Annotated in this window: 17 protein-coding genes; 10 read left to right on the top strand and 7 right to left on the bottom strand. The window is 38.6% G+C overall.

All coding sequences use genetic code 11. The features are described from left to right. Positions 1-14: 14 nt before the first annotated feature. A complete protein-coding gene (gene greB / locus QQS39_RS17580) occupies positions 15-494 on the bottom strand; it encodes a transcription elongation factor GreB (protein WP_151436353.1) in 480 nt (159 codons plus the stop codon). Positions 495-675: 181 nt separating this feature from the next. Between greB and QQS39_RS17575 the strand changes: the two genes are divergently transcribed. From QQS39_RS17575 to hemN, 5 genes are all read left to right on the top strand, one after another. Beyond that, positions 676-3,015: a Tex family protein gene (locus QQS39_RS17575; protein ID WP_285805060.1), complete on the top strand. Its 2,340-nt coding sequence runs from the start codon at positions 676-678 to the stop codon at positions 3,013-3,015. Positions 3,016-3,496: 481 nt separating this feature from the next. Continuing rightward, positions 3,497-4,171, top strand: coding sequence for a CsgG/HfaB family protein (locus QQS39_RS17570; RefSeq protein WP_196569682.1), 675 nt, complete (start codon positions 3,497-3,499; stop codon positions 4,169-4,171). A gap of 23 nt (positions 4,172-4,194) precedes the next feature. Next, entirely contained in the window at positions 4,195-4,548 is a 354-nt protein-coding gene (locus QQS39_RS17565) for a DUF4810 domain-containing protein (RefSeq protein ID WP_196734957.1), read from the top strand. Further along, positions 4,545-5,201: a DUF799 domain-containing protein gene (locus QQS39_RS17560; RefSeq protein ID WP_151436349.1), complete on the top strand. Its 657-nt coding sequence runs from the start codon at positions 4,545-4,547 to the stop codon at positions 5,199-5,201. The genes QQS39_RS17565 and QQS39_RS17560 overlap by 4 nt, the downstream gene beginning before the upstream one ends. 850 nt (positions 5,202-6,051) lie before the next feature. After that, positions 6,052-7,425 (top strand): oxygen-independent coproporphyrinogen III oxidase, encoded by a 1,374-nt coding sequence (gene hemN, locus QQS39_RS17555; protein ID WP_285805059.1) that lies wholly within the window; start codon positions 6,052-6,054, stop codon positions 7,423-7,425. Between the two features lie 19 nt (positions 7,426-7,444). On the opposite strand, the gene glnG is transcribed toward hemN, so the two are convergent. From glnG to glnA, 3 genes are all read right to left on the bottom strand, one after another. Then, positions 7,445-8,869 (bottom strand): nitrogen regulation protein NR(I), encoded by a 1,425-nt coding sequence (gene glnG, locus QQS39_RS17550; RefSeq protein WP_285805058.1) that lies wholly within the window; start codon positions 8,867-8,869, stop codon positions 7,445-7,447. 10 nt (positions 8,870-8,879) lie between these two features. Beyond that, a complete protein-coding gene (gene glnL, locus QQS39_RS17545; protein WP_196569672.1) occupies positions 8,880-9,926 on the bottom strand; it encodes a nitrogen regulation protein NR(II) in 1,047 nt (348 codons plus the stop codon). A 185-nt stretch (positions 9,927-10,111) separates the two neighbouring features. Beyond that, on the bottom strand, positions 10,112-11,521 hold the full coding sequence (gene glnA / locus QQS39_RS17540; RefSeq protein ID WP_088494326.1) for a glutamate--ammonia ligase: 1,410 nt from the start codon (positions 11,519-11,521) through the stop codon (positions 10,112-10,114). Between the two features lie 360 nt (positions 11,522-11,881). Between glnA and typA the strand changes: the two genes are divergently transcribed. From typA to rluF, 5 genes are all read left to right on the top strand, one after another. Further along, positions 11,882-13,717, top strand: coding sequence for a ribosome-dependent GTPase TypA (gene typA, locus QQS39_RS17535; RefSeq protein WP_099076001.1), 1,836 nt, complete (start codon positions 11,882-11,884; stop codon positions 13,715-13,717). A 455-nt stretch (positions 13,718-14,172) separates the two neighbouring features. After that, a complete protein-coding gene (gene yihX, locus QQS39_RS17530; RefSeq protein WP_151436345.1) occupies positions 14,173-14,790 on the top strand; it encodes a glucose-1-phosphatase in 618 nt (205 codons plus the stop codon). A gap of 67 nt (positions 14,791-14,857) precedes the next feature. Beyond that, positions 14,858-15,295: a D-aminoacyl-tRNA deacylase gene (gene dtd, locus QQS39_RS17525; RefSeq protein WP_072064855.1), complete on the top strand. Its 438-nt coding sequence runs from the start codon at positions 14,858-14,860 to the stop codon at positions 15,293-15,295. 36 nt (positions 15,296-15,331) lie between these two features. Further along, entirely contained in the window at positions 15,332-16,246 is a 915-nt protein-coding gene (gene fabY / locus QQS39_RS17520; RefSeq protein ID WP_151436344.1) for a fatty acid biosynthesis protein FabY, read from the top strand. Positions 16,247-16,429: 183 nt separating this feature from the next. Then, positions 16,430-17,311 carry a 23S rRNA pseudouridine(2604) synthase RluF gene (gene rluF / locus QQS39_RS17515; protein WP_285805057.1) on the top strand — a complete coding sequence of 294 codons (882 nt, stop codon included), beginning with the start codon at positions 16,430-16,432 and terminating at the stop codon, positions 17,309-17,311. Positions 17,312-17,402: 91 nt separating this feature from the next. On the opposite strand, the gene QQS39_RS17510 is transcribed toward rluF, so the two are convergent. The 3 genes from QQS39_RS17510 to QQS39_RS17500 form a co-directional block, all read right to left on the bottom strand. Continuing rightward, positions 17,403-17,642 (bottom strand): hypothetical protein, encoded by a 240-nt coding sequence (locus QQS39_RS17510; RefSeq protein WP_151436342.1) that lies wholly within the window; start codon positions 17,640-17,642, stop codon positions 17,403-17,405. 87 nt (positions 17,643-17,729) lie between these two features. After that, positions 17,730-19,406 carry an AsmA family protein gene (locus QQS39_RS17505; protein ID WP_285805056.1) on the bottom strand — a complete coding sequence of 559 codons (1,677 nt, stop codon included), beginning with the start codon at positions 19,404-19,406 and terminating at the stop codon, positions 17,730-17,732. 106 nt (positions 19,407-19,512) lie between these two features. Beyond that, on the bottom strand, positions 19,513-20,061 hold the full coding sequence (locus tag QQS39_RS17500) for a hypothetical protein (RefSeq protein WP_285805055.1): 549 nt from the start codon (positions 20,059-20,061) through the stop codon (positions 19,513-19,515). Between the last annotated feature and the right edge of the window lie 121 nt (positions 20,062-20,182).

The raw sequence follows: 20,182 nt of genomic DNA, 5'->3' as shown, positions 1-20,182 counted from the left end.
GCTATTTATTTATCTTATTTCGAATGATATTCGATAGATAATACGCAGTAATTAACTTCACCACCTGGTGTTTGCACACTAATTTCATCATCAACTTGCTTACCAATAAGCGCTCTAGCAACAGGGGAATCAATAGAAATCCACTGTTTTGCTGGATCAAATTCATCGGGACCCACAAGCCTAAAGGTTTTGATATTTTCGTCATCATCTTCAAGCGTGACCCAAGCACCGAAATAGACTTTTCCTTCTTGGCGCGGATCTGGGTCAACGATTTTTAGTTCATCAAGACGTTTTGATAAAAAACGAACACGTCTATCAATTTCCCGTAATCGCTTCTTTCCATAAATATATTCAGCATTTTCTGAACGGTCACCTTGTGCCGCTGCTTCTGAAACCGATTGTGTGACACGCGGGCGTTCTTCTTTCCAAAGATATTTTAGCTCTTTGTCTAAGGCATACCAGCCATCACGAGTAATATAGTTACTTTTTGCCATTACGAATAAAAACTATCATCAACATTGAATTTCATAAAGGTACTATAGCGTGAATGTTAAAATAATCTGTTAATTTCCTCATAATTGTCGAGCTAGATAGGAATTTTGCCAAATTTTTTTAATGCTCTGCGTGTATAATAGCCATCTTTTTTAACTATTCCTCTCGGTAGGTAAATATTTTATGAATGAATCATTAAGCCGAATTATTGCAGATGAGCTATCTGTGAAGCCCCAGCAAGTCCTTTCGGCTATAACGTTACTGGATGAAGGGAATACGGTGCCATTTGTTGCCCGTTATCGTAAAGAGGTCACCGGCGGATTAGATGATACGCAATTACGTCAACTAGAAACTCGCCTTGGTTACTTACGCGAACTCAACGATCGTCGCCAAACAATTTTAAAATCAATTGAAGAACAAGGAAAACTGACACCAGAACTGCATTCTTCAATTAATGAAACTCAAAGTAAAACAGAGCTTGAAGATCTCTATCTTCCTTATAAGCCTAAGCGCCGTACTCGTGGCCAAATTGCGATTGAAAATGGATTAGAGCCATTAGCTGATTTATTGTGGAATGAACCACAAAATAATCCAGAAGAAGCAGCGGCTATTTATATCAATGCAGAAAAAGGTGTTGATGACACCAAAGCCGCTTTAGATGGCGCACGTTATATTTTAATGGAACGTTTTTCAGAAGATGCGGGATTATTAGCAAAAGTTCGCCAATATTTATGGAAAAATGCGCATCTTGTTGCCAAAGTGATTGATGGCAAAGAAGCTGAAGGCGCTAAATTTAGTGATTATTTTGATCATCACGAGCCTATTGCTAATGTTCCCTCTCACCGTGCTTTAGCCATGTTTCGTGGTCGTAACGAAGGTATTCTTCAATTATCACTTAATCCTGATCCGCAATTTGAAGAAGCCCCCAAAGAGAGCTACGGTGAACAACTGGTTACAGAGCATTTAGGGTTACGTTTAAATAATCAACCGGCAGATAGCTGGCGTAAAGCTGTTGTAAGTTGGACTTGGCGCATAAAAGTTTTAATGCATATTGAAACAGAACTAATGAGCCAATTACGAGAAAAAGCGGAAGAAGAAGCGATTAATGTTTTTGCTCGTAACCTTAATGATTTATTGATGGCAGCGCCTGCCGGCATGCGTGCCACAATGGGGCTTGATCCTGGTTTACGTACGGGTGTTAAAGTTGCGGTTGTTGATAGCACGGGCAAATTAATTGCCACAGATACAATTTATCCACATACAGGACAAGCGGATAAAGCCGCAGCAAGTGTAGCTGCGTTATGTATTAAGCATAATGTGGAGTTGGTGGCGATTGGTAATGGTACGGCTTCTCGTGAAACAGAGCGATTTTTTGCTGAAACAGTAAAACGCTATCCAGAAGTGAAAGCGCAAAAAGTGATTGTTAGTGAAGCGGGCGCATCGGTGTATTCAGCGTCAGAGCTTGCCGCTAATGAATTTCCTGATTTAGATGTTTCTATCCGTGGTGCGGTTTCTATCGCGCGTCGCTTACAAGATCCTCTGGCTGAACTTGTAAAAATTGATCCTAAATCAATTGGTGTGGGTCAATATCAGCATGATGTTAGCCAAACATTATTAGCGAGAAAACTTGATACTGTCGTTGAAGACTGTGTGAATGGCGTTGGTGTTGACTTAAATACCGCATCAGTACCGTTATTAACGCGTGTTGCAGGGCTTAGCCAATCTATTGCTCAAAATATTATTAGCTGGCGTGATGAAAATGGTCGTTTTATTGATAGAAAACAGTTACTCAAAGTGGCGCGTTTAGGGCCAAAAGCTTTTGAACAATGTGCTGGTTTCTTACGTATTCGAGATGGTAAAAATCCGCTTGATGCCTCAACGGTTCACCCTGAAGCGTATCCTGTTGTTGAAAATATCCTGCAAGCTACCCATCAAAAAATTGATGATTTAATGGGGAATAGCACTTTAATTTCACAAGTAGACGCAAGAGCATTTATTACGGAGCAGTTTGGTCTGCCAACGATTAATGACATCTTAAAAGAGTTAGCGAAACCGGGGCGCGACCCACGTCCAGAGTTTAAAACAGCGACTTTTGCTGAAGGTGTTGAAACGATGAATGACTTAGTTAGTGGCATGATCCTTGAAGGAACGGTGACTAACGTGACTAATTTCGGTGCATTCGTTGATATCGGTGTACACCAAGATGGCTTGGTGCATATTTCTTCTTTAGCTGATCGATTTATTGAAGATCCACATACTGTGGTGAAAACTGGAGATATTGTTAAAGTTAAAGTTCTTGAGGTTGATTTAGCTCGTAAGCGCATCGCATTGACTATGCGCTTAGATGAAGTTGCAGGTGATAGTGATAAAAAACCATCATCATCAAATACCTCGAATTCTGTTAGAAATAACAAAGGGCAAAAACCTGCCCGTGGTAACCGTCAGCCAATGAATAATGGTAATAATGCAGGAAATAGTGCAATGGGTGATGCTTTAGCCGCTGCATTTGGAAAAAAACGCTAATAGAGTATTTATTATTACCGTATTTGTCGGTAAAAAGAACGAAAATAATGGGCGTGATATAATCAATATTGGTTATATCGCGTTTTTTTATTACACATTATTTAGGTTTTTTCTTTAGATAAAGGTATTTATAAGAACGAATTAAATAGCCATATAATATAAATTTGCTTCTATTTTTTTATGGGTTTAATTTTAAACTGACTTAAGGGATATTGAAAAAATAATAGATAAAGTATTACCTATTTTATCTTTATATTTATTTGTTGTTATTTTTATCGCCTATCTTCTATTCTCCCCATCGCTGATTGCCTTTATATTATCAAATAAGAGTTGATGGTCTTTTAACCTTATTATTATTAAGGTTTTTAAGGGTGGCTCTCACGAGCTAAAATCGAAAGCATTATTTCTGTTTATATCAACCTTGCTTCAATTAATAGAATGAATATCTATGGGTTTATTTCACCTTTATTGGGTTATTAATATGAATTTAAATAAATTATCGTTTGGTTTGATCATGATTTCTGCTTCATTACTAGCAGGGTGTGCATCAGAATCTTCACGTTCTTTAGAAGTCGCTAAAGTTGCAACCTATAACACAACTTATACAGGCACTAAGAGCGCTATTTCTATTGGTAAGTTTGATAACCGTTCTAGTTATATGAATGGAATATTCTCTGATGGAGTTGATAGATTAGGCAACCAATCCAAAACGATTTTAATGACGCACTTACAACAAACAGGGCGTTTTAATGTATTAGACAGAGCCAATTTATCTGAATTAAAAGAAGAAGCCGGTATTAAAGGGCAAAGCCAACAATTGAAAGGCGCTAATTATGTGATAACGGGTGATGTAACAGAATTTGGCCGTAAAGAAGTGGGCGATCGTCAATTATTCGGTATTTTAGGTCGCGGTAAAACACAAGTTGCTTATGCAAAAGTGAATTTAAACGTTGTGAATGTGAATACATCAGAAGTGGTGTTCTCATCTCAAGGCGCGGGTGAATATGAGCTTTCTAACCGTGAAATCATTGGGTTTGGTGGAACAGCAAGCTATGACTCAACATTGAACGGTAAAGTGCTTGATTTAGCGATCCGCGAAGCGGTTAACAATTTAGTTGCAGGTATTGAGAGCAATGCTTGGCAGCCTTCAAAATAATGCGCCTTTATAAGGATATAACGATGTCTAAACCATTAATAAGCCTTGTTTTGGGGGCATTATTACTGACAGGCTGTGCAAGTGGCCCGAAACCACTTTATAACTGGGACAGTTATCAACAAGTGGTATATCAGCACTATCAACAAAGTGAAAGTGATCCTCAAGCACAAATTGATGCATTGAAGAAAAGTATAGAGCTTTCTCGCGCTAAATCATTAGGTATTCCACCAGGATTACATGCGCATTTAGGGATGTTATATGGTGCGACGGGTGCATTAGATTTAGCAATGGCAGAATTTAATGAAGAAAAAGTACTTTACCCTGAATCAGCGGAATTTATGGATCGCCTGATGAAAAATAAAGGAATGCAAAAATGAGTCGATTATTCGCTTTAATTTGCTTGGCTTTTGCGTTGGTATTAACGGGATGCGCCCAGCCTGTTAAAACAGATTACACTGCATTTAAACAGAGTAAACCAAAAAGTATTTTAGTCTTAGTGCCGCAAAACCACACAACGGAAGTTAGCGCGGGGCACAGCTTCTTATCTCAAGTAACATATCCTTTGGCAGAAGCGGGATATTATGTTTTCCCTGTTGCTGTTGTTGAAGAAACATTTAAGCAAAATGGTTTATCCATGGCAGGGGATATTCATGCAGTAAGCCCTAATAAACTTCGTGAAATCTTTGGTGCTGATGCTGTTTTATACTTAGATATCACAGAGTTTGGAACGTCATATCAAATTATTTCTAGTGATACGCGAGTGACTGTTACTGCTAAGCTTGTTGATCTTCGTAATGGTGGCGTGTTGTGGAGTAGTTCTGCAACGGCATCAAGTACAGAAACAGACGGCTCTTCAGGTAGTTTAATAGGGATGCTGGTTTCAGCCGTTGTGAATCAAATTGTGAATACTGTATCAGACAAAAGCTACCAAATTGCAGGCATAACCAGTATACGTTTACTTTCAGCAGGAAAGGCGAACGGTATTCTATATGGTCCACGCTCTCCTAGTTATGGTAAAGATGCAGAATAAGCAAATGCAATAAAATAAGCATAATAATGAAAAGGCTCTGTTTAATTAGTTTAAAATAAGCAGAGCCTTATTTTATTTACAGATAATAATTATTCTTATTTGATGATGGGTAATACTACCTATATTTGCCACAGAATAAGTATGAAATAGAGAGTAAATAAAAAGAGGAGTTGTTATTGAAAAGATAAACCATCCTTGGTTGCTAGTCCGTTTCCTTCCGTGGTTAATAATCCATAATTCGGGTATATAAAAGAGACTGATTAAATAAGAGAAACGTCAAAGAAAATAAGATAAGGTATGGGGGATGCTATCTTTCCTTGTAATATAGCGACCTTTATTCTTTAATAGCCCTCAAATTTAAATCAAAACACGACCTAGTTGGATATTAATCAATGTTTGCCTCTAGGATATGTAATATTATAATTTAGGTAAAGATATAATTGTTACTATTATTAGAATCATCGAATTAAGAGGGAATAAAAGAATAATAAAACTAATATAACGAGATATTTAATTAATTTAAATCGTATTTTGAGTAATATATCGTTTTAAACTCGGTGTAAAAGTTTTCTTCTGATATTCCACGATGAATTAACACTACTAACATATTGAATAAACTTAATTTATTCATGAATATCTTTAATGGGTAAGACTATTTTTACATAATGTGATTTACATCACGTCATATATTTGAGTGTTATCGCCTATCAATAAGAAGAGAGGGATCCACACGATACCTCTTTCGATCATATTCAGTTCCTGATTTATTGGTTACACTATTCTTTCAGATATTCATAATGTCTGTTTGCTGGTATGAGATATCAGCGGTTCACTTTTGGAAGGTAGAGGCATGTCAGAACAAACAATTATTTGGGATCTTGACCTGATCCATAAGTATAACTATTCAGGTCCTCGCTATACATCATACCCAACAGCATTAGAATTTAATCAGCAATATGGCGATGATGATTTTATCAAAGCGACTCAACGCTATCTTGAGCGCCCTTTATCGCTTTATATTCATATTCCTTTCTGCCATAAGCTGTGCTATTTCTGCGGCTGTAATAAAATTATTACTCGCCATAAACATAAAGCAGATGAATATCTTGATGTTTTAGAAAAAGAAATTATTAACAGAGCGCGCTATTTTAAAGACAGAAAAGTGACTCAAATGCATTGGGGCGGGGGGACACCGACTTTTCTGGATAAACAACAAATTAGCCGATTGGTTTCGCTATTACGCCACCATTTTCATTTTGTTGATAATGCAGAACTCTCTATTGAGATTGATCCTCGTGAAATTGAGTTAGATGTTATCGACCATCTACGTCATGAAGGATTTAATCGCCTGAGTATGGGGGTGCAAGATTTCAATAAAGAAGTGCAACAAAAAGTAAATCGTGAGCAAGATGAAGCATTTATTTTTGCATTGGTAGAGCGTGCGCGTGAAGTGGGTTTTCACTCCACCAGCATTGACTTAATTTATGGCTTACCTAAGCAGACCAAAGAGAGTTTTGCCTTTACATTAAAACGTGTTATTGAGCTATCACCAGATAGATTGAGTGTTTTCAATTATGCGCACTTACCTAATTTATTCGCGGCTCAGCGTAAAATTAAAGATGAAGATCTCCCTTTAGCAGAAGAAAAATTAGAAATATTACAAGAAACAATTTCTACGCTGACAACAAACGGCTATCAGTTTATTGGTATGGATCACTTTGCTAAACCGGATGATGAATTAGCGGTTGCTCAACGTAAAGGTATTTTGCACCGTAATTTCCAAGGCTATACCACTCATGAAGAGTGTGATTTATTAGGCATGGGAGTTTCTGCAATAAGTATGTTAGGTGATAACTATGCGCAGAATGAAAAAGTATTGAAAGAGTATTATGCGCGAGTTAATCGTGAAGGAAATGCGCTATGGCGCGGTTTATCTCTGACTAATGATGATTGTATTCGCCGTGATGTAATTAAAACCTTAATTTGTAATTTTAGTCTGCGTTTTTCTGATATTGAAAAAATGCACAATATTGTCTTCCATGACTATTTTAAAGAAGATTTAGAATTACTTGTGCCAATGAAGGATGACGGTTTAGTTGAAATAACAGTAGAGGGCATTCAAGTTACACCACGAGGACGTTTGCTTATTCGTAATATTTGTATGTGTTTCGATACCTATTTACGAAATCAAATGCGCCAACGTCAATTCTCGCGTGTTATTTAATTGATGAAGGGTTAGGGGATCAATATTCCTCTATCCCTAACTCTTTTAATTTGCGGGTTAATGTATTTCTTCCCCAACCTAATAATCTTGCTGCATCTTGTTTATGCCCTTGCGTATATGCCAAGGCACTGAGTAATAGTGTGCGTTCAAATTGAGGCAGTGCATCTGCTAAGATATTTTCTTTCCCTTCTCCTAATGTTTCATCTGCCCATGATGAAAGATGTTGTGACCAATGTTGAGAAGATGCAATTCGATTGATATTTTTGGCTTTCTCATCAGGCTGGCGAATTTCTTGTGGTAAATCTTGAGGCATAATCTCTTGGCTTGCCGTCATTACCGTTAACCAGCGACACACATTCTCTAATTGTCTGACGTTACCTGACCAGCTATATTCCATCATTATTTGTAAACTTTGCTGATGAAGAACTTTGGCTTCGACGCCCAATTCTTTTGCTGTTTTTTGTAGAAAATAGCGCGCTAAACTGGGAATATCTTCAGTTCTATCGCGCAATGGTGGCAACTGAATACGTATAACATTGAGACGATGATAGAGATCTTCACGAAAATCACCGGCTTGAACTCGCTTTTCTAAGTCTTGATGAGTTGCGGCGATAATACGCACATCGACTTTTACAGGGGCATAACCGCCTACACGATAAAATTGTCCTTCAGCCAGAACTCGCAGTAAACGTGTTTGAATATCAAGAGGCATATCACCAATTTCATCAAGAAACAGTGAACCGCCATTCGCTTGTTCAAATCGACCTTGGCGTACTTGAGAGGCGCCTGTAAATGCCCCCTTTTCATGACCAAAAAGCTCTGATTCAATCAAGTCTTTAGGAATTGCCGCCATATTTAGCGCGATAAAAGGAGAGGACGCTCTTGGGCTATGGCGATGTAATGCATGTGCCACTAACTCTTTTCCTGTACCCGATTCCCCATTAATAAGTACACTAATTGAGGAGCGAGAAAGCCGACCAATAATACGGTAAACCTCTTGCATTGCAGGTGCTTCGCCAATCATATCTGTCACTGATTGCAGCAAGGTTTCATCGGTATTGGGTTGTTTTTGTTCGCGATAATGCGTAATGGCGCGGTCAATTAATGCCAATGTTTCGTCGATATCGAACGGCTTTGGTAAGTAATCAAATGCCCCTTGTTGATAGGCATTAACGGCAGCATCGAGATCAGAATGCGCCGTCATAATAATAACGGGCAGAGTTGGGTATTGTTCTTTAATTATTTTTAAAAGAGATAAACCATCCATATCAGGCATACGAATGTCTGATAACAACACATCAGGTATTTCTGTATTGAGTGCATTAAGCACATCATTCGCATGCTCAAAGGCTTTACAAGACATGCCTTCACGAGAAATGGCACGTTCAAGTACCCAGCGAATAGAGCTGTCATCATCAACAACCCATACATTTCCTTTTTGCATTGGTTATCTCCTACTTAATTGGTAAATAAATAGAAAACTCAGTATTTCCAGGCCAACTGGTAAATTCAATTTTGCCTGCATGTTGATCCACTAAATTACGCGCAATAGAAAGCCCCAACCCATTACCGCCTTCTCTACCACTCACCATGGGGTAAAAAAGTGTATCTTGTAGATGAGGAGGAATACCATCACCGGTATCAATCACATCTATACGGGCAACAAGTTTGTGGCGCTCACCATGAAGCGTGACCTGAAAAGCCGTACGGGTACGCAAAATAATGGTTCCGCCGGTTTTTTCAACGGCTTGTAAGGCATTGCGTGTAATATTTAGCAGTACTTGTTCTATTTGATCTGGGTAATGTGATAACTCAGGTAAACTGGGATCGTAATCTTTTAGTAAGGTGACATTTTCAGGGCATTCAAGCGAAATAAGCTGAGCAACGCGTTCAACAACATGGTGAATACTCTGGTGGGTTTTTGTCCCTGGATGTTGGGGACCGAGTAATCTGTCCACCAATACACGTAGGCGATCAGCTTGTTCAATAATAACTTGCGTATATTCCGTTAAAGCTGGATCTGGTAAGGATTTGGCTAGCAATTGAGCCGCGCCTCGTAATCCCCCCAACGGATTTTTAATTTCATGTGCCAGCCCCCTAACCAATTCCCTTGCTGCCATTTGCTGTGCTTGTTGTATCTGCTCTTGGCTTAACCGGCGTTGACTATCCATAGGCGCCAGCTCCAGCAAAATGTGTTGCTCGGAAATAGGTTGGGCACTGAGCGACATTGTGTGTGATTGGTTATTTACAACCAATATCACTTCATTGTCGGTAAAGCTTTGTCCATTCGCTAATGTTTCACGCATTAAATCAGCATCAAAAGAGTAATAGCTGAAAAGGGCAGTGAAAGGCGTTTCAAATAATTTTCGACGGCTTTGTGCTAAAACCTGTAACGCAGAATGATTTGCGTAGCAAATAATAAACTCTTTGTTGATAACCAATACTGAATGTATCAATGAGTCTAAAATTAATGTGTTGTCAGGTAAGTCTGCCGTTTCCATATTGAATACCCCATTGCACCATTTTAGTGCATCTTACCTTTATTACATGAATGAACCAATGCGTAAGTGAAAAGACTGACTCCTTAAATGGGAGAAAAGTGCCCATCCGAAGATGGGCAAAATAGCTTCACGGCAAAAAAAACAGTTTTACATCAAGGCTTAAGTTTTTATCTGTAAAAATAGTCTTAAGCGCTGTAATACATTTCAAATTCAAGAGGATGCGGAGCCATACGTACACGTTGAACATCAGCACGTAATAATTCTAAATAAGCATCAATAGCATCATCAGTAAATACACCGCCGCGGGTTAAGAATTCACGATCTGCATTTAATGTATTTAATGCTTCTTCTAATGAACCTGCGACAGTTGGGATCTCTTTCGCTTCTTCAGGTGGCAAGTCATAGAGGTTTTTATCCATAGCATCACCAGGGTGAATTTTGTTGATAATGCCATCAAGACCCGCCATCAACTGAGCCGCAAACGCTAAATAAGGGTTTGCTAAAGGATCTGGGAAACGGACTTCAATACGACGTGCTTTCATGCTGGCAACCACAGGAATACGAATTGACGCAGAGCGGTTACGTGCTGAGTAAGCCAACATAACAGGGGCTTCAAAACCCGGAACTAAACGTTTGTAAGAGTTAGTGGTTGGGTTAGTAAACGCATTTAGTGCACGAGCGTGTTTGATAATACCGCCGATGTAATACAGCGCCATTTCAGATAATCCGCCGTATTTATCACCGGCAAATAGGTTTACGCCGTTTTTAGACAGTGACATATGGCAGTGCATACCTGAACCGTTATCACCAACTAATGGTTTTGGCATAAAGGTCGCTGTTTTACCAAATACGTGAGCCACGTTTTGTACCACGTATTTATAAATTTGGGTTTCATCTGCTTTTTTGGTCATGGTATTAAAGCGAGTAGCCACTTCATTTTGACCCGCAGTTGCGACTTCATGGTGATGAGCTTCAACAACTAAGCCCATTTCTTCCATGATATTACACATGGTAGAACGAATATCTTGTGATGAATCGACGGGTGGCAGTGGGAAGTAACCACCTTTAACCATCGGGCGGTGACCTTTGTTGCCGTCTTCATATTTGGTATTGGTGTTCCATGCCGCTTCAATATCGTTGATAGCGTAAGATGCACCAGAAATATCGTTTTTGAAACGAATATCATCAAATAGGAAGAACTCTGGCTCTGGTCCAAACAGTACTGTGTCTGCGATACCACTTGATTTTAAATAGTCTTCAGCACGTTTTGAGATAGAGCGTGGGTCGCGATCATAACCTTGCATTGTGCCTGGTTCTAAAACGTCACAACGAATGATCAGGGTTGGATCTTGGAAAAATGGGTCAAGCATTGCCGTTGTTGCATCTGGCATCAGCACCATGTCTGATTCGTTAATGCCTTTCCAGCCACCAATAGAAGAACCATCGAACATTTTTCCTTCTTCAAAGAAATCATCGTTAACCTGATGAGCCGGAATAGTAAGATGTTGTTCTTTACCGCGGGTATCAGTGAAACGTAAGTCAATATATCTAACTTTATGTTCTTCAATCATGGATAATACATGTTCAAGGGACATAGGAACTCTCCTGGCGAATGGTTTTATTGAGTGCAGTGGCCTTACACATTTTTTCGGTGAATTTTTTGCTCACCTAAATTCTATTGCGAAAAGCATGCCAACTTATCTAAAAAGGGATATATACTGTATTGATGAAGTTTAGTGTAGAATATCTCCTGTGATTTTTTAATTATTGCACAAAGTTGGTGCAAATTAAGCCTAATTAGTTGCACTGTTTTGGTGCAATCGAACGGATGCTACTAAATTCTGAGGCGTGAAAAGGATCACAATTCAATTAATTGCATATTGTTAAGCAATCATTATTGTGATCTTGTTTAGTCTCTCGTCTAAAGCGTGTACAATACTGCGCTTATTTCTACAATGCCTGAGGCAAATTTTGTGATCGAAAACTTGCGTAATATCGCCATCATCGCCCACGTTGACCATGGTAAAACAACTATCGTCGATAAATTACTACAGCAATCTGGTACGTTCGGCGAACGTGAAACCGTTGCTGAGCGCGTGATGGACTCAAATGATCTCGAAAGAGAGCGCGGAATTACTATTCTTGCGAAAAATACAGCGATTAAATGGAATGACTATCGTATCAATATCGTAGATACCCCAGGACACGCCGACTTCGGTGGTGAGGTAGAACGCGTTATGTCTATGGTAGACAGCGTTCTATTGCTGGTTGACGCGATGGATGGCCCAATGCCACAAACTCGTTTTGTGACACAAAAAGCGTTTGCTAACAACTTAAAACCAATTGTTGTTATCAATAAAGTTGACCGCCCTGGTGCGCGTCCAGACTGGGTTGTTGATCAGGTATTTGACCTGTTCGTAAACTTAGGTGCAACTGACGAACAACTTGATTTCCCAATTATCTATGCATCTGCATTAAACGGTATTGCGGGAACAGATTACAATGACATGGCTGAAGATATGACTCCGTTATATGAAGCTATTGTCAAATATGTAGAGCCACCGAAAGTTGATCTGGAAGGCACATTCCAGATGCAAATTTCTCAGTTGGACTACAACAACTACCTAGGTGTTATCGGTATCGGTCGTATCAAGCGCGGTAAGGTTAAACCTAACCAGCAAGTGACTATCATCGATAGCGAAGGTAAAACTCGTAACGGTAAAGTCGGTAAAGTGTTAGGTCACTTAGGCTTAGAACGTATCGAAGTTGAAGTTGCAGAAGCTGGCGATATCATCGCAATCACAGGCTTAGGTGAACTGAATATTTCTGACACGATCTGCGAAACAGGTGCTGTTGAAGCATTACCTGCATTAGCCGTTGATGAACCAACTGTTAGCATGTATTTCTGTGTTAATACTTCACCTTTCTGTGGTCGTGAAGGTAAGTTTGTGACTTCTCGTCAGATTTTAGATCGTCTGAAAAAAGAGTTAGTCCATAACGTAGCATTACGTGTAGAAGAAACTGAAGATCCAGATGCATTCCGTGTATCAGGTCGTGGTGAGCTTCACCTGTCAGTTCTGATTGAAAATATGCGTCGTGAAGGTTACGAATTAGGTGTATCTCGTCCTAAAGTTATCTTCCGTGACATTGACGGTCGTAAACAAGAGCCTTTCGAACAAGTCACTATCGATATTGAAGAACAGCACCAAGGTGATGTGATGCAAGCGATGGGTGAGCGTAAAGGTGAAATGCGTGATATGCAACCAGATGGTAAAGGACGTGTACGTTTAGACTACATTATTCCTAGCCGTGGTCTGATTGGTTTCCGTACTGAATTTATGACCATGACATCAGGTACTGGTTTACTGTATGCAACATTCAGTCACTATGATGATGTTCGTCCAGGTGAAATCGGTCGCCGTAATAACGGTGTTATGATCTCTAATGGCCAAGGTAAAGCCGTTGCTTACGCACTGTATAGCTTACAAGACCGCGGTAAATTATTTGTGACTCATGGTGCAGAAGTTTACGAAGGCCAAGTGATTGGTATTCATACTCGCTCTAATGACTTAACAGTAAACTGTTTAACGGGTAAAAAGCTGACTAACATGCGTGCTTCTGGTACAGATGAGGCGACAACGCTGACTCCACACCTGAAACAAACATTAGAACAAGCATTAGAATTTATTGATGACGATGAGTTAGTTGAAGTTACTCCGCAGTCTATTCGTCTGCGTAAGCGTTATCTGTCAGAAAACGATCGTCGTCGTGCTTACCGTAGCAAAGACTAATTCGTTATTCTGATAACATAATTCTTAGGGCGCGTTTAGCGCCCTGAGTTTATACTCGTCATACTTCAAGTGACAGAGGTGTTGGTTACGTTCAATTAGTCGAGTCACATAGTTTATCTATGTTTCCCGTCTATCTTTATTGTCGCCTACCTGTAACTTAAATTATTTAGAGTATCTGGTACTACTAATTAGTCATGCTATAAGACAGTAGTACTATATAAGACGAATGCGGTGGAAAATTTGCCACCGCATAAGTTTTTCGCTTCCTTCCTATCTTTCAGTGAACGACATCTAAAGTTAAACCCCTTTTTTCTCATTTTGCTTTTCCCTCTCTGCTGGTTTTCTGTTTTACAAAAAAATTAAGTGTGATTATTGTACTTTTTTGACGTTTAAGCCTGTTCAGTAAAGCGATTTATGATTAAAGTAAAATGAGTTTTCTATTATGGAGAGGATTTATGCTTTATATCTTTGATATGGGTAATGTGATTATTGATATCGATTTTAACCGAGTATTTGCAGTATGGAGTAAGCTGAGTGGTGTTCCATTAGCGAGCCTAAAAAAGGATTTCACAGCAGGCGAAGTGTTTAAATTACATGAGCGCGGTAATATTACAGATATCGAATTTGCTGAAGAAATTAACTCAGAACTTGGCATGAGCTTAAGCTTTGAGCAATTCGCTGAAGGATGGCAGGCTATTTTTATCGCAGTACGACCTGAAGTCATTGATATAATGAATAAACTAAGAGAACAAGGACATCGGGTTGTAGTGTTATCAAATACTAACCGTTTACACCAAGATTACTGGCCAGAACACTATCCTGAAATTGCAGCCTCTGCGGATTTTCTCTACCTGTCGCAAGATCTTGGCATGAGAAAACCTGATCCTGAACTCTTTAAGTATGTTTTAGAATCTGAAGATGTTGAAGCACAAGATGCTGTTTTTTTTGATGATGTAAAAGCCAATGTTGATGCAGCTATTGCTGTGGGTATGAAGGGTGTACATGTCATTGATAAACAGACTGTCATTGACTACTTCAAAGATTATGATTTTTCTCTCCCAGTAGAAGAATAATGCTATTGTAAGGATAACAATAGATTGAATTTGTTATCCTTTTTTATTGATTTATTTTGGAGAGAGTATGATCGCGTTAATTCAACGAGTGACACAGGCAAAAGTCGATATTGCTGGTGAAACTGTCGGCGCTATTAATCAAGGCTTATTGGTTTTATTAGGTGTAGAGAAAGACGACAACGAACAGAAAGCTAAAAGATTATGTGAAAAAGTTTGTGGTTATCGCATATTTAGTGATGAAAATGACAAAATGAACCTAAATGTGCAACAAGCGGGTGGTAGTCTATTAGTTGTCTCTCAATTCACACTTGCCGCGGAAACACAAAAAGGAATGCGCCCAGGGTTTTCGAATGGTGCGCCTCCAGAATTAGCGAAAAATCTCTATCACTACTTTATTGAACAGTGTCAGCAACAAGGTTTAGAAACACAAACAGGTCAATTTGCCGCGGATATGCAAATCACACTGACTAATGACGGCCCAGTCACCTTTTGGCTGCAGGTATAACGTCGAACGTACAGCCGTGTTAAAAGGAGCTTAGATATGTACCATTTACGAACCCCAAAAACAGAGGCAGAATTTGATGCCTATTATGCTTTTCGCTGGAAAATGCTTCGTAAACCTCTACATCAACCTGAAGGCTCTGAAAAAGACGGTTATGACACCTTTGCACATCACCAAATGGTTGTTGATGAAACAGGACAACCCGTGGCGATTGGGCGACTCTATATTAATGCCGACAATGAAGGCGCTATTCGCTTTATGGCGGTGCGTACAGATGCACAAGGTAAAGGTTTAGGCACATTAGTGGCTATGGCGCTAGAGTCGCTAGCTCGCCAAGAGAGTATAAAACGAATAGTGTGTAGTGCGCGAGAAGAGTCTGTAAGCTTCTTTGAAAAATTAGGTTATGAAAATTGTGGTTTAGTGACAGGTCCGCAAACGACACCCATTAAGCACTTTTTTATGAAAAAAAGTATTGAGTCTTTAGATGATATTCTTCATCGACCTGATTGGTGTGCGGAACTACAAAAACAATGGCATCAACATATTCCTTTAAGTGAAAAAATGGGGTTACGTATTACTCAATATACCGGAACCCGTTTTTATACCACTATCCCAGAAGCGGGAAACCAAAACCCTCACCATACTATTTTTGCCGGCAGCCAATTTTCACTCGCAACATTAACAGGTTGGGGATTGATTTGGTTATTAATGCAAGAGCACAAGTTACAAGGTGATATTGTGCTGGTGGATGCACATATTCGTTATCGCAAACCTGTATCTGGGCGTCCTGCTGCCGTTGCCGATATGGAAAATTTAAGTGGTGATTTAGGGCGATTAGCGAAGGGGAGCAAGGCTCGAATTAAGCTAGATGTTGATATTTGTGGTGATGAAGGTGTCGGTGCTGTTTTTAGTGGTACTTATATTGTTTTACCTTCACAAAATAGGCAGTGTTAATTCAACTAGCTATCTTTAGAGTAACTTAAAGGGAAATCACTATTTTCTTTTGGGTTGCTTTTTCTATTTTCTGCGTTTTTTATTAAAAAAACAGAGTCTAAAAAATCTATTCTTGAATGCTGGTGTTATAGAGTTTCTATCGCTATCCAATTGATGTATATTTCGCAGTTTACGGAGGGAAGCATGGACACCAATTTATCTACTCGTCTTAATAAATATATCAGTGAAAGCGGGATCTGCTCACGTCGTGAGGCTGACCGTTATATTGAGCAAGGACTTGTCCTTATTAATGGCAAACGCGCAGGTATTGGCGATCAAGTATTTGCTGGCGATGAAGTCAAAGTCAATGGTCGATTGATTGAAGCACAGGAGAACTCTGAGCTGGTTTTAATTGCGCTGAATAAACCTGTGGGTATTGTGAGCACCACAGATGATGGCGAAAAAGATAATATTGTTGACTATGTTAACCACAGTACCCGTATTTTCCCAATTGGGCGTTTAGATAAAGATTCCCAAGGATTGATTTTTCTGACCAACCACGGTGATTTAGTCAATAAAATCCTACGTGCAGGTAATGATCACGAAAAAGAATACCTTGTAACAGTGAATAAGCCGATCACTGATGAATTTATTCATGGAATGGGTGCGGGTGTTCCTATCATGGGACAAAAAACCAAGAAATGTAAGGTCAAGAAAGAAGCGCCGATGGTGTTTCGTATTACCTTAGTTCAAGGGTTAAATCGCCAAATTCGCCGTATGTGTGAATATTTTGGTTATGAAGTCACTAAGCTTGAACGTATTCGTATTATGAATGTGAGTTTGTCGGGATTACCTGTTGGCGAATGGCGTGATCTGACCGATGATGAGCTAATTACCTTATTTGAAGCGATTGAAAAATCGACTTCTGAAGCGCCACCAAAACCAAAGCAAAATAAGCCGAAAAAACAAATCAGTAGTAATGCAAAAGCATTGGGTATTCTTATTCCTAAAACAAAAACTAAAGAAACGGAAAATAACTCCCGTAAGCGTTTTGTTCAGCCAGGTCGTAAAAAGAAAAAACGTTAATTTCATCTGTGAAATGCGCTAAAAACAAAAAAACACCTGAAAGGGTGTTTTTTGTTTGTTCTATTTAAGACAAATTATTGCATCGATAAAATCAGTCTAAATCAAGCTCCTCTAATTTATTTTGGCGACGTTCAAGTACGATCGCTGCAAGTTCGGCATCCATAACTCGCTCAATCAATGCATCATAGTCTTCTTTAGAAAGGCAATAGAACAACGGAGTTTTGTTGTCATCACACACAAGCAGTGTGCTGTTATCTTCAAGTGCAGTTAAGGGAGATTGTTGAAATACATTTAAAGATATTTTTTCAGGGGAAAAATCTTCGTCAGACATGAAAACTCCACAATAAAGAAAAGGGCATTAGCGCATTGTAACGCTTTTTATAAAGGGAGCAATCCGTGCTCCTGCGAAAGATCAATATTATAGGTGATTAATTATCTCGCCATTTTGTATTACTGAATTGAGTATTTGTTGCTCACCTTTGCTTCCCGTTAATGTGCCATTAAGTGTTGATGCCACTGGGTTGGAGCGTAAATTACCTTTTAATTTTAGTGTGAATTGCCCTATTTCATCAGAGTAGGTTGTTTTTAAACCTAATGTATAAGGCGTTGATAAAGGTACATTTAGTCCATTAGCAATAAGTGAAAATTGGCGCTGTTGGTTAGATTGCACTAAACCGGCTGAACCTCGAATAATACCATCACCAATAAATGCTGAATATTGCTCAACAATAGCGTTATCTTGTTGAGTGACAATGTTTAAATCAGGGCGACGTAATTCAATACGATTTAACGTACCACTATCGGCATTTAATACGGCTGAACCTTGCCATAATCCCCATTCACCTTCTTTTGCAACCACTAAATTTTGCAGTTTTCCTGTTAAATTGGTGAATTGGAATGGAAACTCGGGTGTGATATCAATCAAGATAGATTGATTGATAGATAACTGTTCGATAGTGATATTTTGAATATTACTCTTATTATCTATTGGTTGAGCGAAAAAATGGAGCCAATTTTCAGGAAGCGTATATAAAAGCCCTGACAGTGTGGCATCTTGGATAGTGATGGTTTTATTGTCTTTATTCCAATGACCAGCAAGTTTAATTAAGCCTTTTTCATAGCGTAGACTGAGGCTATCTAGATTAAGTTGATTGTTTTGCTGATTGAGTTTTGCAATAAGATCAGTGAAGTGCTCGTCTTGAAAAACAATGTCATTGGTATTGAGTTCACCAGTTGTAAATGAAAGCGCGTTATCCCAACTAAATTGAGAAAATTGCCCATCAAAACCACTGATTGCCCACTGTTTTCCTTCAGCAGTAAAATCAACAATATTGAGCGCTCTTATGTTAATACGAGGATATTCAGAAAGAGATTGGATTAATTCGTTAAAGGTTTGCGAGGATTGCCAGCGCAAGCCATTCATATAAACTTCATCAAATTTCCATTGATTATCTTGATATTGTCCGCTCAAGGATAGTGAGCCGTTAAGTAGGCGAGTACCTAATTTTTCTATTTGAATATTATTTGGCTGATATTGCCCTGAAATAATAAAGTTACTGAATTCATTATTATTTATCATGCCGTTAGCAATAGAAAATTGGAAATGACCCGCGCCAATTAAGTCGGTTGGTGTCGGGTTCCATGGTGTGATCCCGCCCGTTACTTTCTTGGCATCAAAAGAAAAATCAGTTTTTTGACTGCTTAGCGCCATGTTTTTAAATTGTAAGATATCGGCACTTAACGGTATTGAAGATATTTTGTCTGCAAAATCAATATTGCCATTTTCTAATGTAATTTTTTGCAGATGAGAAGGGGTAGTAAAAAACTGCCAATTAAACCGGATTTGTGCTGATTTTGCCGATACTGTGGCTTTATTTTGTTTTGGATTAACAAGGAGATCATGAACAATGACTTGCTCAGGCTGCATAAGATCATGTTCAATACCGGAGAAACGAATATCATAGTCAGTGTATTGTGTCAGCCATTCACTGGTTTTTTGCGCGCCCCACTGAGTCTGAATAAAAGCGTAAATTATAATAATAAATAAAATAACGATAAGTATCAGAGATACCAAACTTTTCATCAGCCAGCGCATAACCCGTCTCCTGTTTTATACTCCATCAAAACAGTATACAGTTATGCCTGAAAACTAAGCGATGCTCAAGTATTCGTCACTATATAAAGCAAGATTATTTAACTGTTTATGCATTTATTATAGTGGATATCTTGTTTCTCAATTCGATAGTGGGTTGAGTATTTTGCTTTTTTAAATAGGTTTCAATATTACTCAATATATCGTTTATAGAATTCTTATCCCGTTGTTCTTTATCATTTAATTCTTCTTTTATTAACTTATTGGCATAGTTAATAAGTTGAGAAATGAGTTCATTAGGTTCAAGGCTGCCAGAATGATAAGTATCGTAAAAATTAGGGAGAATACCCGCTTGCGTTGGTAAATATTGAAACTGATACGTTAGAAATCCCTCTTTATCTTTATCTTGCTGATTATTAAGGCAAGGGTTTTGTAAAAACGTCACTAAGTCTTCTTTAATATGTTCTAAGTTAAACTCGGGAATAGACTTATTTCCTAAATATGTAAACTTATGATTTGTATTAAATAACGATAAAATAGAATCTTTTAAATAAGTTAAAAATTGTCCTATTGTTTTTATATGATAACTTTCAGTTGATGGATGATTTTTAAGATATTGAAGTGCTTTATTATTAACAATATTAAGTGGCGTTGGCATAGTCGCTCTCTTTTGTAGATAACATGAGTAAACATACTAATTATCGTAATTTGAAGAGGAATGCTTGTGTAAAAAGACCCTGTTTTAGCGTAAAAATAAAGCGCTATTTTTTATTATGAAG

It is taken from the genome of Proteus appendicitidis (assembly GCF_030271835.1).
Lineage (GTDB): Bacteria > Pseudomonadota > Gammaproteobacteria > Enterobacterales > Enterobacteriaceae > Proteus > Proteus appendicitidis.
Note: the sequence above shows the minus strand (reverse complement) of the source record. Positions and strands in the feature narration are given on the sequence as shown.

What these genes read in the sequence shown, in the direction of transcription:
- QQS39_RS17505 (WP_285805056.1), bottom strand. Translation starts at nt 19,406, where the DNA reads ATGCGCTGGCTGATGAAAAGTTTGGTATCTCTGATACTTATCGTTATT.
- dtd (WP_072064855.1), top strand. Translation starts at nt 14,858, where the DNA reads ATGATCGCGTTAATTCAACGAGTGACACAGGCAAAAGTCGATATTGCT.
- typA (WP_099076001.1), top strand. Translation starts at nt 11,882, where the DNA reads ATGCCTGAGGCAAATTTTGTGATCGAAAACTTGCGTAATATCGCCATC.
- fabY (WP_151436344.1), top strand. Translation starts at nt 15,332, where the DNA reads ATGTACCATTTACGAACCCCAAAAACAGAGGCAGAATTTGATGCCTAT.
- glnL (WP_196569672.1), bottom strand. Translation starts at nt 9,926, where the DNA reads ATGGAAACGGCAGACTTACCTGACAACACATTAATTTTAGACTCATTG.
- QQS39_RS17500 (WP_285805055.1), bottom strand. Translation starts at nt 20,061, where the DNA reads ATGCCAACGCCACTTAATATTGTTAATAATAAAGCACTTCAATATCTT.
- rluF (WP_285805057.1), top strand. Translation starts at nt 16,430, where the DNA reads ATGGACACCAATTTATCTACTCGTCTTAATAAATATATCAGTGAAAGC.
- greB (WP_151436353.1), bottom strand. Translation starts at nt 494, where the DNA reads ATGGCAAAAAGTAACTATATTACTCGTGATGGCTGGTATGCCTTAGAC.
- QQS39_RS17565 (WP_196734957.1), top strand. Translation starts at nt 4,195, where the DNA reads ATGTCTAAACCATTAATAAGCCTTGTTTTGGGGGCATTATTACTGACA.
- glnG (WP_285805058.1), bottom strand. Translation starts at nt 8,869, where the DNA reads ATGCAAAAAGGAAATGTATGGGTTGTTGATGATGACAGCTCTATTCGC.
- QQS39_RS17570 (WP_196569682.1), top strand. Translation starts at nt 3,497, where the DNA reads ATGAATTTAAATAAATTATCGTTTGGTTTGATCATGATTTCTGCTTCA.
- QQS39_RS17510 (WP_151436342.1), bottom strand. Translation starts at nt 17,642, where the DNA reads ATGTCTGACGAAGATTTTTCCCCTGAAAAAATATCTTTAAATGTATTT.
- QQS39_RS17560 (WP_151436349.1), top strand. Translation starts at nt 4,545, where the DNA reads ATGAGTCGATTATTCGCTTTAATTTGCTTGGCTTTTGCGTTGGTATTA.
- QQS39_RS17575 (WP_285805060.1), top strand. Translation starts at nt 676, where the DNA reads ATGAATGAATCATTAAGCCGAATTATTGCAGATGAGCTATCTGTGAAG.
- glnA (WP_088494326.1), bottom strand. Translation starts at nt 11,521, where the DNA reads ATGTCCCTTGAACATGTATTATCCATGATTGAAGAACATAAAGTTAGA.
- yihX (WP_151436345.1), top strand. Translation starts at nt 14,173, where the DNA reads ATGCTTTATATCTTTGATATGGGTAATGTGATTATTGATATCGATTTT.
- hemN (WP_285805059.1), top strand. Translation starts at nt 6,052, where the DNA reads ATGTCAGAACAAACAATTATTTGGGATCTTGACCTGATCCATAAGTAT.